The sequence below is a fragment of the uncultured Demequina sp. genome (assembly GCF_913055775.1).
Taxonomy (GTDB): domain Bacteria; phylum Actinomycetota; class Actinomycetes; order Actinomycetales; family Demequinaceae; genus Demequina.
In genome coordinates this window covers 1-14,172 of sequence record NZ_CAJXJX010000071.1, presented here as the reverse complement: position 1 = coordinate 14,172, position 14,172 = coordinate 1, and the positions used below count along the sequence as shown (strand labels likewise).

Sequence of the window (14,172 nt, the reverse complement as noted above, 5' to 3'; positions counted from 1 at the left end):
TGCGGGCGCTGGGGGCACCGCCCCCGGCCCGGGCGTGCGCCCGGACCGGAGACGGTGTGGAGGGAGAGGGCATCGAGGCCGGACCTACAGCAGAGGCTCGATGGCCGCGCAGGTGGACTGGAGCACCGCCTCGATGTCGGCGTCCTCGGTCCAGATCGCGTCGAGGGACGAGCGGACCTGCTGGCCGATCTCCGCGGCGCCGGTGTGGCTGGGCCGCACCTCACCCGTCGCGATGCCGGGCACCACGACGTTCTCGATCTGCTCCGGGGTGAGCAGCGGGTTCGCGGCGGACAGGACCTCCGCGTTCAGCAGCGACTCGCGCGGCGGCGGGAAGAACGCCGCTAGCTTCTCAGCGTTCGCGGGGTTCGAGAAGAACGCCAGGAAGTTCGCAGCCACCTGCGGGTTCTCGCCCTGTGCGAGCACGCCGATGCCGGCCTGGCCCGTCACCGAGTACTCGCCCGCCGGGCCCGAGGGCAGCGGCAGCAGGTCCCACGCGAAGCCGCCCTCCTCGAGCAGGTTGGCGCGCGAGATCTGGGTGATGGTCATCGCGGACTCTCCTGCGAAGAAGTCCGCGGACGTGCCCGGCCCGGGCATCGACTGCGAGTCGAACGCGGCGCCGTGCAGGAACTCGAAGGCGTCGACCATCTCAGGATCAGCGAAGGTGCACATCGAGCCGTCGTCGCTCCACGGCGCGGCTCCCCACCCGTTCCACACGGTGCTGAGGAAGTCCCAGTTGAGGTACTCGAAGTCGCGGACCACGAAGCCCGCGTTGCCGGTCGCCTCGCGAACCGTGGCGCCCGCCGCGTCCACGTCCTCCCACGTCCAGGAGCCGTCGGCGAGCATCTCCGCGCCCGACGGCAGTCCCGCCTCTGCGAGCATGTCGTTGTTCACGAACATCACGAAGGGCGAGGTGCTGAACGGGTACGCCATCAGCTCGTCGCCCTCGAGCCACAGCCCGGTGGCTCCCGCCGCCAGGTCGTCGAACTCGTAGCCGTCGGTGGATTGCAGGGTCTCGTTGAGGCCCATGAGAGCGCCGGACTCGACGAAGTCGGGCGCGGTGTTCTCCAGCACCCACGCGAGGTCGGGAGCGCTGCCGCCCGCGATCTGCGTGGTGACGGTGGAGGTGTAGTCGTCGAACGGCAGCGAGTCGAACGTCACGGACGCGACGTCGTCGTGGCTCGCGATGTAGTCGTCGGCGATCTCGTTGAACAGTGCCAGGTGGTCCTCGTTCGAGGTCCAGATGGTCATCCGCAGGTCGACGGGGTCGCCGGCAGGCGCCGCGTCGTCGCTGGTCTCGGGGGTGGTGGTGTCGGGGTCCGCATCGGAGCTGCATGCCGTGAGCAGCAGCCCGACCGCTACGGCGGCGCCGATGCCGGGTAGCATTCGCTTGGGTGTCATGGTGATGCCCTTCTTAGTATCCGGCGACGGCTGGCCAGTGAAGCTCCGCGCCGCCTTGTGTGAGCAGGGTCTGGTACTCCGAGAGGAGTCCAGGGGTCGTCTGGACCGCGCGGGGTTCGACCGCGCGGTCCAGACAGAAGGCCGCCAGGGTTCCTGCGGCCTCGCCGACGTTCCACTCGACTGGGTGGAGCCGAAGCGCACCGTTGGTGATGTGCGTGGTGCCGACGTTCTTTCCCGCGGGCAGCAGGTTGCGCATGCGGCGCGGGACGAGGATGCCGAGAGGGATCTCGAAGGGGCGCGAGGCGATGTCGAGGTAGTTGTCGCCACCGCTCGAGGGATGCAGGTCGATGCGGTACATGCCGACGCCCACAGAGTCCGGGGTCCTGAAGGGCTGATCGGTGCCGCTGACCTCGATGGACAGCTCGCTCTCCGTGAGGGTGCCGACGGTGAGCGCGCGCCGCGACTCGCGAATGTAGGGGGCCTGGGCGAGGCCGTCGGGGCCGCCCGTGAGGTCGCCGCGCAGTCGCAGCCCAGGGAATCCGGTGCCGCCATCCGGGCGGGGCGCCTCGGTCTGCAGCCAGTAGAGCATCGACAGCGACTGCTGGCGTGCCTGGCGCTGGTGCTCGAGAGCCTGCTCCTGGCTGACGCCCACGAGCGGGCCGTCGATGTAGTCGATCATGGGCCAGTTGACCAGCACGATGTCGCTGGGGAACGCTCCCGGCTCGAAGTTGCGCCGGTCGAGCATGCGCCTGAACGTCCACAGTTCGCGGTCGCCAGCGTGCTTGCCCTGGTCCGCGATGACCGCGTCCGGCACGTCCGCGTTCGGCGTGAACGTGCGAGTGAAGGTCTCCAGCGTGCGCGGGTCGGGGCCGGTGAGGGACAGCATGGGCGCGCCCCAGTAGTCCGGCTGCTTGGTGCTCCAGGCGGCATAGTCCTCAGGGCGGTCGATCGTGTGATCGCCATCGACGTGGTCCACGATGAAGCACCAGCTGAACGCCTGCTGGTTGTCGGGCTGGGCCGTGGCGGGAGCGCTCGGCTCGCCGGTGTCGTCGCGCGATTCGAAGCCCGTGACGTGCTCGGCGCCCGTGAGGGGGAGCAGGTCGCCCAGTTCGGTGCCGTCGAGCACGAAGCCCGCGGTGATGGTCACGTCGCGGCCCTCGCGCGTGAGGCGCACGGTGACGGCGTCGACAACGTCGCCCGAGACGTCGGCGGCCACGGGAACGGCGGGCTGCAGCACGGTGAGCCTGCCGGACGAGATGTGGGGGGCGAGCATCTCCTCGATCGCCTGGACGCCCGCGGCGGGCTCCGCGCACAGCCGGCTGACGAGCCCGTTGCCGGGGTTCAGCGTGCGCGTGGCCCGTGCCTCGGCGGTGAGCGGATAGGCGCGACGGTAGTAGGCGCGGATGCCCTCGCGGAGCGAGCGGTACCGTCCGGTCGCTCCGAACTGCTCGATCCAGCTGTGCTCGTCGAGCGTCACGGCCTGGGACGTCAGCTGACCGCCCAGCCACGCGTACTCCTCGGTGAGGATCACCGTGCGTCCCAGGTCTGCCGCGGCCAGGGCGGCCGCGACGCCGCCTAGGCCACCGCCCACGACGAGGACGTCGCAGCGAAGCTCCTGCGCGTGCGGGTGGCCGATGCGCGGGTGGGGAGCGCTCGAAGCTACAGCAGTCATGGGGTCGTTGTTCTCCATTCAGGCCGAGGCCGAGGTGGTGGGTCGGGGAGGCACCAACGTGGCGCCGTCGGTGAGCGCGCAGTCGAGCGTGAGGCGCCGCTGGTGCTCCGGCACGTCGAGCTCGGGGTCGAGCAGGCGGCTCAGCAGCGCGAGCGACTCGGCGCCCAGGCGGGCGCGCGGTGGGCTGAGACGCGTGAAGTCCGGCCCGCCTTCGCGCGAGCGCGAGGGATCGGCCAGCACCACGAACGAGAGGTCGTCGGGGATGGACACGCCCTCCGCACCTGCGAGCTTGTGCAGCGCGATCGCATCGGCGGGTGCCTCGATGAACGCCACCGTGGCGCCGCTGCTACGCAACGCCGCCCACGCCGCCGCGTGATCGGCGGGGTCGACGGCGATGGCGGTGGCGCGCGCGGCGGCGGCGCTGTCGAGGCGCGCAAGCGCGTCCTCGAAGCCCGTGCGGCGGTCGCGGGTGGACTCACCCGTCGAATCCACGTGTAGGAGGGCGAAGTCACGGTGGCCGTGCTCCCACGCGCGCTCCACCAGGGCCGATGTCCCGGCCGCGTAGTCGACGGCGACGTACGGCACCCCCGGGGTGTCACGGCGTCCGACGGCAACGAACGGGAATCCGCTCGCGACCATGCGCTCGAGCTCCTCGCCCTCCATCTCGCGGCCCAGGAGCAGGCACCCGTCCGCCAGGCGGATGCGGCTGTAGGGATGGAACACGCTGCGCTTGCCCTCCTGGACAGGTGCCGACGTGAACAGCAGGAGGTCGTAGCCCAGGTGCTCGGCCTCGGCCTCGATGCCGGTGAGGAGGCTGGTGTAGAAGTCGAGCGACGCTGTGGGAAATGCCGGCTCGTAGGTGAAGACGCCGATCAGGTGGTTGCCGTGGCCCGCGAGCGAACGAGCGACGGGATCCGCGACGTACTCGGCCTCGCGAATCACCTCGAGCACGCGATCGCGGGTGGCGGCGGGAATGCGGCTGAGCGCCTCCGCCTTGCCGTTGACGACGAGGGAGACGGTGGACTGGCTGACGCCGGCCAGCTGCGCGATCTGGCGCTGCGTGATGCGTCGCTTGGAGCCCGACGTCGTCGTCATGGTGCGCCACCTTTCCTGGCTCGGCAGCCTTGCCGAGACACTCACGGCGCCGCTGCGGTCGCGGCGCCATCGCTGCATTCGTCCGGGCTCCGGGGCTGCTCGCCTCGTTGATCGTGATGAGCAGTGATGCCTAGACGTTTCCTGCTCATCCGAATTAGCATCGACTCGTCGTAGTGCTAATGCGCATTAGCAGGATGACCAGAACTATACACACACGGCACGACGATGTGTCAATACGCTGCACCGGAGCAGCCGCTGGCACGTCAGCCGTCCCCGACGAAAGGCTGACAACCCCATGAAGCACCAGCACCGCATGCGCGCCCCCGGCGCCATCGCCGCGGCGCTCGCCCTCGGAGCAGCGCTGGCGGTCCCCGCATCGGCCGAGACGGCCGATCCACCGGAGAACTGGCCCGAGTTCGGCTATCAGGGCGTCATCACGGACAAGTCCGAGATGATCTACAACCCCACGGACGAGTTCATCTTCCCCAGCGTGTTCCATGCCGGCGCCTTTCTCGATGACCCGCTCGGCGAGTGGTACCTGTACCTCGCTCCGCACGATGCCCCCGGCGGCATCATGCTCATGTATGCGGACTCTCTCGAGGGCCCCTGGACGGAATACGCCGACAACCCCATCATCGAGCGCGACTGGGATCCGCACTTCGACGTCAGCCACATCTCGAGCCCGGACGCCATCTGGAACGAGCAGGCCGACGAGCTGTACCTGTACTTCCACGGGGAGAACTCGACCACCAGGTGGGCCACGACCACCGACGGCGTGACCTTCGAGTACGGCGGGGTCGCGGTCACCACGGCGATGGCGAGCCCCATCACCACGGAGTCGAGCTACGGACGCGTGTTCGAGCACCCCGACACCGATGGTGCGTACGCGTACGGCATGTTCTACATGGCGAACGAGACGGACAACCGCCGCAAGATCCGGCTCGCGGAGTCCGTGGACGGCGAGACGTGGACCGTCGCACCGGACTACGTGGTCTACCCCGGTGAGGAGGAGGGTGCGAACGTCTCGGGCGCCGACCTCTGGGAGTGGGACGGTCAGCTGTACGTGATCTATCACGCGTCCAGCGGCAAGTCCTACGCCCGCACGATCGACCCGACCCTGCGCGAGGTGGGAGAGGAGCCCATCGTCCTGCACGAGGCGAGCGGCATCGGCGACGACGTGGGACGCGTCGCCGCCCCGGAGGTCGTCACGCACGACGGCGAGACGTATCTGTTCTACGAGTCGGGCGACCGGCTGGGCGCCACCATCGCATGGGCCAAGGACGGCGCGGAGGTCGTGGTGCCCCAGCCCTTCGGCGGCTTCCCCGAGGATGTCGACAACCCGGTGTTCGAGCAGTGCGCGGCGCCGGGAAGCGACGAGTTCGATGGCGCTCTCGCGGACGGCACCTGGGACCGCGTCGTGCGTGAGGATCTCGCGCGCCACGAGGTTGTTGATGATGCGCTCGTGATCCCGACCTATGCCGGTGGTGTCTCGGCGGCGCCGTTGCTGCAGCAGGAGCTGCCCGACGGCCCGTGGCAGGTGACCACCAGGGTGGAGATCGACCCGGCGCAGAGGTATCAGCAGGCCGGTCTCCTGCTGTACGCCAGCGACACCCACTACGCCAAGCTCGACCTGGTCGAGGCGTCGGGGGGCCGCACGGTCGAGTTGGTCTACCACCGCGACGGCGGCAACCGCCAAGACGCCGCGCCGCCAGAGACCGGTCAGTCGGAGCTGTGGCTCCGGTACACGTCCGACGGCACGAGCATTCGCGCGTCCGTGTCCTACGACGGCGAGCAGTTCACCCGGTATGGACGGGACATCGACGCCGAGCTCGCGGGCTTCACGCACGTGGGACCGTACGCCTTCCGCGGCGGCGCCTCAACGCCGGAGATCGAGGCCAGCTTCGACTGGTTCCGCTTCTCTCCCGATGCGGACGCGTACCAGGACTGCCTCGACGCGCAGCAGCCGCCCGAGGATGACGAGACGGCAGTCCCGGCACCCGGCGTCCTGAGCTCCACGAGCGGGTGGTCTCACGGCCTTCACGACGGGACCTTCGAGGTGCGGTGGGACATGTGGTGGGGCGCCAACGCCAGCCGCATCACCCTGTACCAGGACGGTGTCGAGGTCGCGACGCGTGAGCTCGAGGCAGGCGGCCCCACGGCTCAGCACGCCGCGTTCCCGATCTCAGGGCTCGCCGACGGTGAGTACGAGTTCGTGCTCGAGGCCGTGAACTCGCAGGGGTCCACGCGGACCGCCCCGCTCACGGTGTCGGTGACGGATGCACGCCCCGGCGTGCCGGTGCTGTCGCACGACAACTGGGACCGTGATGGTTCCTACGTGGTCACCGCGAACCTGTGGTGGGGTACTAACGCCACTGCGTGGGAGCTGTTCGAGGACGGCGAGCCAGTCGCCTCGGGCGAGCTCGAGGCCGCGAGCCCGGCGGCGCAACGCGTCGAGGTGGCCCTTGACGGCCGGGCGTCGGGCGAGCACGAGTACGTGATCGTCTTCGCCAACCACGCCGGCGAGACCTCTTCGCAGCCCCGCGTGGTGACGGTCGCTCCCTGACGCACGCGGCAGCGGCGCCGGCCTGCCGGGGGCATCAGCTCCCGGCAGGCCGGTGCTCGTTCACGACCCCCAGCTCGCGCAGCCCTCGCCACGCCATCGCCACGTTCAGCGGCCGGTCCAGAGTCGCCCACAGGAGGCACTTGGCGAGCCCGATGCCGGTCAGTCGCGCCTCGAGGCCCGAGTCCTCGACGCCGGTCAAGTCCCGGTAGGTGGCCACCGCCGCGCACACCCCGGCGGCCGGCATCACCGTGTACAGGAAACCCAGGTCCACGGCCCGGTCACACCCGGCCATCTTGCCCCAGTCGATGATGCCTGCGAAGTCGCCGTCCGCGGACAGCACATTGGACCCGTGGAGATCCGCGTGCGACCACACCGTGTCGCGCCCGGGCGGCGCGTCCAGCGCCGCCTGCCACAGCTCCTCCACCCGTGCCAGGTCGAGCGTCTCGCCCTGCGGGCCCCGCGCATCGGCCAGCTGCTCGAGCGCCCAGTCGAGGTCCGCTCCCCGTGCGCGCATGGGCAGCGACTGCTCGGGGTTGTAGGGGGCGTCGGCATCCGCGATGGCGTGCACCTGGGCGATCGCGCGGCCGATGCGTGGGCCGGCCTCCGCACGCAGTGGCACCTTGTCGGCGGTGGCGGACGGCACCCACGTGACGATCGCCCACGGCCACGGGTAGCCGCGGCCCGGGAGCCCCGAGCGCACCACGCGCGGGAAGGGGAAGTCCCAGGCCTCGGACAGGCGAGGGACGAACCGCATCTCCGCGATCAGCGAGTCGACGGCGGACTCGACGCGGGGCAGGCGGACGGCGAGGTCGTCGCCCAGGCGATACAGCGCCATGTCCCAGCCGTCGAAGCGCTCGCCCAGCGCCATCGTGTGGAAGTCGGGGTCCTGGTCGTCGACGAGGGCGCGGACCGTCGCCGGCGTGATCGAGGGGTGAGCGGCGGGCGGGCCCGTGTCGAGGGGCGTGTGCGGCTCCGCGTCGCTCATGTGCGCGACGCTAGCACCCGCGCTGGCGCGACGCGGGTCGTAGCCTGGGCGCATGGATCTGGCAGCGCTGCTCGACACCGGAGAGTGGACCACGCCGCCCGCCGCGGCGGGCCTTGACGGCGGCCGGCTGCTGGTGACGGCCCGCGAAGGCTCTGATGCGTGGCGCCACACGTCCTACGGCTTCGTGCACGACGACGCCCACGCGCTCGTGGCCCCGCTGGGCGCGAGCGAGGCAGTCGAGGTGTCCTTCCTGCTCGACTACGACCAGCAGTTCGATCAGGCGGGCATTATTATCCGCGTCGACGAGGAGACCTGGATCAAGGCAGGTGTCGAGGTCTCGGACGGCTCGCCGCAGGTGGGGGCTGTCGTGACACACGGCAGCTCTGACTGGTCAGTGGCGCCCGTGCTTGAGTGGGCCGGCCGAGAGGTCACGGTTCGCGCGTCGCGCGATGGTGACGCCGTGACGATCCGCGCGCGTGCGGGCGATGAGCAGTGGCGCCTGGTGCGTGTGGCGCCTTTGGCGCCGGAGGCCGATGCGCGGGCTGGGCTGTTCTGCTGCGCCCCTTCCCGGGCAGGGTTGACGGTGACCTTCACCGCGCATCGGCGCTCCGCACCCGATGCCTCGCTGCACTGAGCGGACTACGCCACCGTTGCCGGTGTCTTCCGCCGGGTGATGCGCGGCGAGGGCGTGCGTGCCGCATCGGCCGCGCCCACGCGTCCCGTCGACGCGACAGCCCGCTCGAGCTTCGCCCTCGACGAGTGCTTCACCTCGGGGATTCGCGTCACGCCCACGGTGTCGATTCCCACGTACCAGAGCGTCGCGACTTTGAGGGCCCGCACGGCCGCGTCGCGGTACATCCACCAGTTCCACCAGCGCGGTGAGTCCATGGTCATGACGATGCGCGCGGTCCGGCCGGTCAGCAGCTTGGTCCAGCCGCGGCCGTCCTTGTACTGGAACGCAGAGCCGGACACGATCGCGCGGTCGATCCACGCCTTGAATGCGGCCGGGTACGTGCCCCACCACTGCGGGAAGAAGAGAGCGAGGTGGTCGGCGGCCTCGACGCGCTCGACGTAGGGCGCGATCGCGGGGTCGAGCGGCGGGTCCTGGTCCGTGCGCGGTGCGCGGAGGTCCTGGCGAACCTCGGGGTGGGCCGGGATGCCGTCGCGAGCGAGGTCGACCACGTCGACGTGCGCGCCGGCGGCGCGGGCGGCGTCGATGTACGAGTGGGCGAGCGCGTGGTTGAGGCTGTCGGCGATCGGGGTGCCGATCACGACGAGGATGCGGGTCATGAGAGGGGTCCGTTCTGTCGCAGGATCGAGATGAGGGTGTTGAGCTGGTCTTTGAGCAGGCGAGGGTCGAGCCCGGCGGCGGCCGGGTGCTGGAAGAGCGCGGTGAATTGGGCGTCGAGATCGCGGCCGGCGCGCTCGACCAGGTCGCGGCCCCGCTGCGTGACCGTCAGGACTACGCGACGCTTGTGGTGGGGGTCGTCGGCGGTGGTGATCCAGCCGGCGTCGGCCAGACTGGGGACCCGCTTGCTGACCGCGGCCTTGGAGACTCCGAGGCACTCAGCGAGCGTCGTGACATCCGTGGGCTCGACGTCCTCGAGGGTGGCAAGGAACACGAACTGGCTGCCCGTGACGCCGTACTTGGACGTCAGCAAGGAGTCCGCGGACTGATCGAGGACCTGAACCAGCTCGTGGAGAGTGAACGTCAGCTTGTCGGACATGTCAACCAGTTAACACTTGGATCGTGCGAGTTGTCAACAGGTTGACACTGGTGTGGCGCGAGCGAGGGTGAGGTGCGAGCAGCGACGGGTCTGCGGGGGAGCCGATGCGGGCTCGGGTTGCGCTAGAAGCCCGCGAGCAGCAGCGCCGCGAAGGCTGCGGCACCCAGCGCGAGCGTCCATCCCATCGACCGCTTCCAGAGAGCGACGCCCACGGCCACGATGGCCGCGATGTGCCAGGGCCCGAAGGCGCGCCAGTCGCTTTGCTCGAGGAACAGCGAGTTCGCGATGATCGCGGCCATCGCCGCGGGTGCGACCAGTGACAGCGCCTTGCGCACGCGCGGCGGCAGCTCGCGGTCGCCGCCGAGGAGCACGATGCCGGAGACTCGGATCAGGTACGTCCCGATCGCGGCGAGCGTGAAGACGATGAATGCCGTGAGGGTCATGGGTCGTGGGCCTCGGGCGCGGCGCCCGGTGGCACCGCCTCTTCGTCGACCGGATGCGAGCGGTCGGGCACGAACGAGCCCAGCGCAATGCCCAGCAGAGCCCCCGTGAGCACGTTCAGTCCGTACGGCAGGTCCTTGAGCAGCAGCACGGTAGCGATCGAGATTCCCGCGGCGGCGACGCCGGGCCACGTGCGCAGTCCGGGCACCAGCACCGCGATGAACATCAACGGCACGATGAAGCCGATCTGCCAGGACTCGGGAATCACCGGGCCCAGGATCACGCCTGCGGTGGTCCCGAGGATCCAGATCCCCACGAAAGGCCCCGAGACGCCGAGCACGAACCAGCGCCGGCGCACCGGGTCCGGCCACTTGTCGACCTCCATCGAGGTCACCGCCGCCGATTGGTCCGTCATCAGGTATGCAAGCGCGAAGCGCCAGCGCCGCGGGAACGCCGCGAAGATGGGCGCCATCGCCGCCGAGTACAACGCGAGCCGCGCGTTGATCACCAGCGCGGTGATGACCGCGATCGCCATGGGGGCGTTCTGGCGCAGCGCCTCGACGATCGCGATCTGGCTCGCGCCCGCGGTCACCGTGGAGCTCGCGTACGGCGCCATCCACCACGGCAGGCCCACGACCTGGATCAGCGCGCCGAACGCCAGGCCGAACACCACCGCGCCAGGCATGAGAGGCGAGACCGCAACGGTGCCGGCCCACAGGTCCCGCCACTGCGCGCGCTGAATGCCCAGCACTCGCATGCGCGAGGAGCCCGGCGAGTCCGGGTGCGGCGGGCTGGCAGTCACCGGTTCAGTCTGTCACGCGGCCTCAGTGCCAGTCGGAGAGCCCGCGGACCCGAGCGAATGTCACCGGACATGACGAAGCCCCGGCCGCCGCGAGGGCGTGCCGGGGCTCCGGAAAGCGTCAGATGCTGCGCGTCAGGCGCGCGCCTCGAAGGTCAGGCAGTCCGCAGTGTCGAACGAGGCGCCGACCTCGATCGCCTCGGCGGTGCAGCTCATCTCCTCGTTGAACGTGCAGTCGGTGCGGGTGCACGCGCCCACGCCCGCGTTGTCGAAGCGTCCGCCCTTGTTGTCGGTCGCGATGAACGTCGAGCAGTGACCGTGGTCGCCCGAGACGTTGATGGCGCCGGCGCGGCAGCCGTCGTGGTTGAAGCCGCAGGTCTCGACGGAGCACGACGAGACGATCGGCAGGCTGATCATGGTGGCCATGGTGGTCCTCCTTGTTAGGTCTTCTGCCCACAAGAATACGCCCGAAAAGCGCGCGTGTCACATTTTCAATTAAAGACACTCGGCCATTTCCTAATCAATTACGAAACTCTATTGTTTCGGAAAGGCTAACCTTAGAGTCAATCTACCAGGCATAATGCCAGCCGATGCGGTCGCGACGGGGATTTTCACTCGCCTTCCGCGCGCTTTTCCTTCGCCTCGACCTCGGCGCGCCGCTGGGCCAGCATCGCCTCCCGTCGGGCCCGATACTCGGCCTCGACGTCGGCGTCGTCCCAGCTGCACACCAGCCCGTCCCGCGCCCCGAACTTCTCGAGGTGCCCCGCCACGATCCCCATGGCCCGGTACACATGCAGGTCCGTCGCGCCGGAGATCGCGCACTCGAGCGCGCGGTCGGTCGCCGTGAGGGTTGCCACGGCGTCCTCGTACCGCACCACGCCCGAGCTCTCGTCGTACTCGACGTCGATCTTCTCGCCCAGGTGCTTGCACAGCTGCTTGAGGTAGCGGGGTGCGCGGTCGGTGACGGCGCGGCCGGTGATGTCGATGGCCATGAGAACTCCAGTGGGGTAGGCAAGAGGCAGGGGATCAAACGGAGGCTGAGGACTAGCGGTAGTACGACGCGACGCGCTCGCCGTCGAGGTCGTGCACGCGGAACGGCATGCCGTACACGCTCTCGAGGGCGTCGGGGGTGATCACGGACGCGGGCGGCCCGTCCACGACGACCTTGGCGTCGCGCATCGCCACGATCCTGTCCGAGTACGCGCTCGCGTAGTTGATGTCGTGCAGCACCAGCACCACGGACTTGCCGCGCTCGTCCGCGAGTGAGCGCAGCAGGCGCATCAGCCCGGTGGCGTGCACCATGTCGAGGTTGTTGAGCGGCTCGTCGAGCAGCACGTAGCGGGTGTCCTGCGCGAGCACCATCGCGACATACGCGCGCTGGCGCTGGCCGCCGGAGAGCTGGTGGATGGGCCGGTCGACAAGATCGGCGAGGTCGCAATACTCCAGGGCCGATGCGACGGCGGCGTGGCACTCGGCCGTCAGGCGGCCGTGGGAGTGGGGATACCGCCCGAACTCGACCAGCTCGCGCACGGTGATGCGCGCGGTGGTGTGCTGGTCCTGACGCAGGATCGACAGCTTCTTGGCGACCTCGCGCGACGGCGAGTGGAACACGTCGAGCCCCTCGACCGAGACGACCCCCGCATCGGCGCCAAGAATGCGCGAAACGATCGACAGCAGGGTCGACTTTCCGGCGCCGTTGGGCCCGATGATCGACGTGACGCCGGAGTCGGGCAGCTCGAGCGACACCGCGTCCACGACGGTGGTCTCGCCGTAGGTCTTGATGACGGAGTCGATGGTGATCATGCGCGAGCCTCCTTGAGCAGCAGGGCGATGAAGTAGATGCCGCCCACGACGTTGATGATCGACGCGAGGGTGCCGGCGAAATGCAGCACGTGCACCAGCACCGCCTGGCCCAGGACCAGCGCGACGACCGCGAGCATCCCCGCGGCGGTGAGGTTGATGACGTGACGGTGCGTGCGCGTCAGCTGGTAGGCGAGGTTGGCGACCAGCAGACCCAGGAACGTGATGGGCCCCACCAGCGCGGTCGAGACGGACACCAGACCCGCCACGATCAGCAGAAGCACGGTGACGGTGCGGTCGTAGTCGAGCCCGAGCGTGATCGCGCGCTCCCGGCCCAGCACCAGCACGTCGAGTCGAGGCACCAGCCGATACGCAGCCACGATCCCCACGCCCAGCAGCACCGCCGAGATCCCCAGCAGCGTGGTGTCGATCGCGTTGAAGCTCGCGAACAGCTGGTCCATGAGCGTGTCGAACTCATTGGGGTCCATGACGCGGAACATGAACGACGTCAGCGATCCGAAGAACGTGCCCGCGATGACGCCCACGAGGACCATCGTGTAGAGCCCGCGCGTGCCGTCGCCCAGCACCCACCGGAACAGGAGCGTCGCCGCACCCATCATGAGCCCCGCGTTGACGGCGTACATCAGCAGCGGGTCGATCGACTCCGCGACCGTCGACCCCAGCACGAACACCAGCGTGGTCGCGAGCAGCACGTACAGCGCGTCGAAGCCCATGATCGACGGCGTCAGGATCCGGTTCTGTGTGAGCGTCTGGAAGATCACTGTGGATACCGCGATCGCGACGCCCACGACGATCAGCGCCGCGACCTGCTCCAGGCGGCGCGGCAGTGCGAAGTCCCAGTGGCCGTCGACGCCCCACGTCAGGTACAGCGCGATCGCGCCCACGACCAGCAGCGCGAGAGACGCGAAGACCACGACCAGTCGCCGCTCGCGCGGCTCCTGCGAGGCATGCGGGAGGGCCGATGCGGCGGCAGGCTCGCGCGGGATCTCCACCTGGGTGAGGTGGGCGCCTGGTGTCGCGGCACCCGTGGTGCCGCCCGTCCGGGAGGCGACCCGCGCATCGGCCCTGCTCAGGTCCTCACGCCGCCGCATACGTGTTCCTCCTCCGCATGATGAGCACGAGGAAGATCGCGGAGCCGATCACTCCCACGATGGTCCCGACCGCGATCTCGTAGGGGAAGATCAGCCAGCGGCCCAAGATGTCGCAGAACACGACGAGCGCGGCGCCCGCAAGCGCCGTCGTGGGCAGCACGCGGCGCAGGTTGTCACCCAGCATGAGCGTCACGATGTTGGGCACGATGAGGCCCAGGAAGGGGATCGCGCCCACCGTGACCACGCCGGATTCCAGCGGGTTCAGCTCGCGGCTGACCAGCGATTGCAGCGCCACCACGATCTGCGAGGCAAGCAGCACGGGGTCGCGGCCGACATGCGGCGTGGACCCGTGCGCGCCAATCCCGCGCACCGTGATGTCCACCGAATCGACATTCGCCATCGCATAGCCCGGCACATAGCCGATCATGCCCGAGGGAATGGCACCGAATGTGTGGAAGGAGACCACGGCGTCGGGCAGCGGGAAACGCTCGAACAGCCCGTCATCCAGCATCATCTGCGCGCCCAGGCCCAGCTCCTCGGCCGGCTGGCCGATCAGCACCAGCGTGCCCGACCATTGGTC

General features: G+C 69.5%; 15 protein-coding genes. 2 read left to right on the top strand and 13 right to left on the bottom strand.

Going from position 1 to position 14,172, the window contains the following annotated elements; genetic code table 11:
- Positions 1 to 84: 84 nt before the first annotated feature.
- The 3 genes from QZ483_RS08500 to QZ483_RS08490 are packed head-to-tail and all read right to left on the bottom strand — an operon-like array spanning position 85 to position 4,165.
- Positions 85 to 1,398, bottom strand: coding sequence for an ABC transporter substrate-binding protein (locus QZ483_RS08500; protein WP_297082929.1), 1,314 nt, complete (start codon positions 1,396 to 1,398; stop codon positions 85 to 87).
- A gap of 13 nt (positions 1,399 to 1,411) precedes the next feature.
- On the bottom strand, positions 1,412 to 3,070 hold the full coding sequence (locus QZ483_RS08495) for an FAD-dependent oxidoreductase (protein WP_297082927.1): 1,659 nt from the start codon (positions 3,068 to 3,070) through the stop codon (positions 1,412 to 1,414).
- Between the two features lie 18 nt (positions 3,071 to 3,088).
- Positions 3,089 to 4,165 carry a LacI family DNA-binding transcriptional regulator gene (locus QZ483_RS08490; RefSeq protein WP_297082925.1) on the bottom strand — a complete coding sequence of 359 codons (1,077 nt, stop codon included), beginning with the start codon at positions 4,163 to 4,165 and terminating at the stop codon, positions 3,089 to 3,091.
- Between the two features lie 295 nt (positions 4,166 to 4,460).
- On the opposite strand from QZ483_RS08490, the gene QZ483_RS08485 reads away from it, so the two are divergent.
- Complete coding sequence (locus QZ483_RS08485; protein ID WP_297082923.1) at positions 4,461 to 6,728, top strand: DUF1349 domain-containing protein; 2,268 nt, start codon at positions 4,461 to 4,463, stop codon at positions 6,726 to 6,728.
- A 34-nt stretch (positions 6,729 to 6,762) separates the two neighbouring features.
- On the opposite strand, the gene QZ483_RS08480 is transcribed toward QZ483_RS08485, so the two are convergent.
- Entirely contained in the window at positions 6,763 to 7,713 is a 951-nt protein-coding gene (locus QZ483_RS08480; RefSeq protein WP_297082921.1) for a phosphotransferase, read from the bottom strand.
- Between the two features lie 52 nt (positions 7,714 to 7,765).
- Between QZ483_RS08480 and QZ483_RS08475 the strand changes: the two genes are divergently transcribed.
- On the top strand, positions 7,766 to 8,347 hold the full coding sequence (locus tag QZ483_RS08475) for a DUF1349 domain-containing protein (protein ID WP_297082918.1): 582 nt from the start codon (positions 7,766 to 7,768) through the stop codon (positions 8,345 to 8,347).
- 5 nt (positions 8,348 to 8,352) lie between these two features.
- Here QZ483_RS08475 and QZ483_RS08470 read toward each other — a convergent pair whose 3' ends face one another.
- From QZ483_RS08470 to QZ483_RS08430, 9 genes are all read right to left on the bottom strand, one after another.
- Positions 8,353 to 9,003: an NAD(P)H-dependent oxidoreductase gene (locus QZ483_RS08470; RefSeq protein ID WP_297082916.1), complete on the bottom strand. Its 651-nt coding sequence runs from the start codon at positions 9,001 to 9,003 to the stop codon at positions 8,353 to 8,355.
- The gene (locus QZ483_RS08465; RefSeq protein WP_297082914.1) at positions 9,000 to 9,440 is read right to left on the bottom strand and encodes a MarR family winged helix-turn-helix transcriptional regulator; all 441 of its coding nucleotides are present in this window, start codon (positions 9,438 to 9,440) and stop codon (positions 9,000 to 9,002) included. Before QZ483_RS08465 ends, QZ483_RS08470 begins: the two co-directional genes overlap by 4 nt.
- Before the next feature lie 122 nt (positions 9,441 to 9,562).
- On the bottom strand, positions 9,563 to 9,883 hold the full coding sequence (locus QZ483_RS08460; RefSeq protein WP_297082912.1) for an AzlD domain-containing protein: 321 nt from the start codon (positions 9,881 to 9,883) through the stop codon (positions 9,563 to 9,565).
- Entirely contained in the window at positions 9,880 to 10,683 is an 804-nt protein-coding gene (locus tag QZ483_RS08455; protein ID WP_297082910.1) for an AzlC family ABC transporter permease, read from the bottom strand. Before QZ483_RS08455 ends, QZ483_RS08460 begins: the two co-directional genes overlap by 4 nt.
- 132 nt (positions 10,684 to 10,815) lie before the next feature.
- Positions 10,816 to 11,106, bottom strand: coding sequence for a DUF1540 domain-containing protein (locus QZ483_RS08450; RefSeq protein WP_297082909.1), 291 nt, complete (start codon positions 11,104 to 11,106; stop codon positions 10,816 to 10,818).
- 185 nt (positions 11,107 to 11,291) lie between these two features.
- Complete coding sequence (locus QZ483_RS08445; protein WP_297082907.1) at positions 11,292 to 11,672, bottom strand: DUF2218 domain-containing protein; 381 nt, start codon at positions 11,670 to 11,672, stop codon at positions 11,292 to 11,294.
- Between the two features lie 52 nt (positions 11,673 to 11,724).
- Complete coding sequence (locus tag QZ483_RS08440) at positions 11,725 to 12,483, bottom strand: ABC transporter ATP-binding protein (protein ID WP_297082905.1); 759 nt, start codon at positions 12,481 to 12,483, stop codon at positions 11,725 to 11,727.
- Positions 12,480 to 13,592 (bottom strand): iron chelate uptake ABC transporter family permease subunit, encoded by a 1,113-nt coding sequence (locus QZ483_RS08435; RefSeq protein ID WP_297082903.1) that lies wholly within the window; start codon positions 13,590 to 13,592, stop codon positions 12,480 to 12,482. The genes QZ483_RS08440 and QZ483_RS08435 overlap by 4 nt, the downstream gene beginning before the upstream one ends.
- On the bottom strand, positions 13,579 to 14,172 hold a 594-nt coding region (locus tag QZ483_RS08430; RefSeq protein WP_297082900.1), incomplete at its 5' end, for an iron chelate uptake ABC transporter family permease subunit. The genes QZ483_RS08430 and QZ483_RS08435, both read right to left, overlap by 14 nt.

Coding starts and splice junctions, on each gene's coding strand:
- QZ483_RS08470 (WP_297082916.1), bottom strand. CDS start 9,003: ATGACCCGCATCCTCGTCGTGATCGGCACCCCGATCGCCGACAGCCTC.
- QZ483_RS08500 (WP_297082929.1), bottom strand. CDS start 1,398: ATGACACCCAAGCGAATGCTACCCGGCATCGGCGCCGCCGTAGCGGTC.
- QZ483_RS08460 (WP_297082912.1), bottom strand. CDS start 9,883: ATGACCCTCACGGCATTCATCGTCTTCACGCTCGCCGCGATCGGGACG.
- QZ483_RS08495 (WP_297082927.1), bottom strand. CDS start 3,070: ATGACTGCTGTAGCTTCGAGCGCTCCCCACCCGCGCATCGGCCACCCG.
- QZ483_RS08445 (WP_297082907.1), bottom strand. CDS start 11,672: ATGGCCATCGACATCACCGGCCGCGCCGTCACCGACCGCGCACCCCGC.
- QZ483_RS08485 (WP_297082923.1), top strand. CDS start 4,461: ATGAAGCACCAGCACCGCATGCGCGCCCCCGGCGCCATCGCCGCGGCG.
- QZ483_RS08440 (WP_297082905.1), bottom strand. CDS start 12,483: ATGATCACCATCGACTCCGTCATCAAGACCTACGGCGAGACCACCGTC.
- QZ483_RS08450 (WP_297082909.1), bottom strand. CDS start 11,106: ATGGCCACCATGATCAGCCTGCCGATCGTCTCGTCGTGCTCCGTCGAG.
- QZ483_RS08480 (WP_297082921.1), bottom strand. CDS start 7,713: ATGAGCGACGCGGAGCCGCACACGCCCCTCGACACGGGCCCGCCCGCC.
- QZ483_RS08490 (WP_297082925.1), bottom strand. CDS start 4,165: ATGACGACGACGTCGGGCTCCAAGCGACGCATCACGCAGCGCCAGATC.
- QZ483_RS08475 (WP_297082918.1), top strand. CDS start 7,766: ATGGATCTGGCAGCGCTGCTCGACACCGGAGAGTGGACCACGCCGCCC.
- QZ483_RS08465 (WP_297082914.1), bottom strand. CDS start 9,440: ATGTCCGACAAGCTGACGTTCACTCTCCACGAGCTGGTTCAGGTCCTC.
- QZ483_RS08435 (WP_297082903.1), bottom strand. CDS start 13,592: ATGCGGCGGCGTGAGGACCTGAGCAGGGCCGATGCGCGGGTCGCCTCC.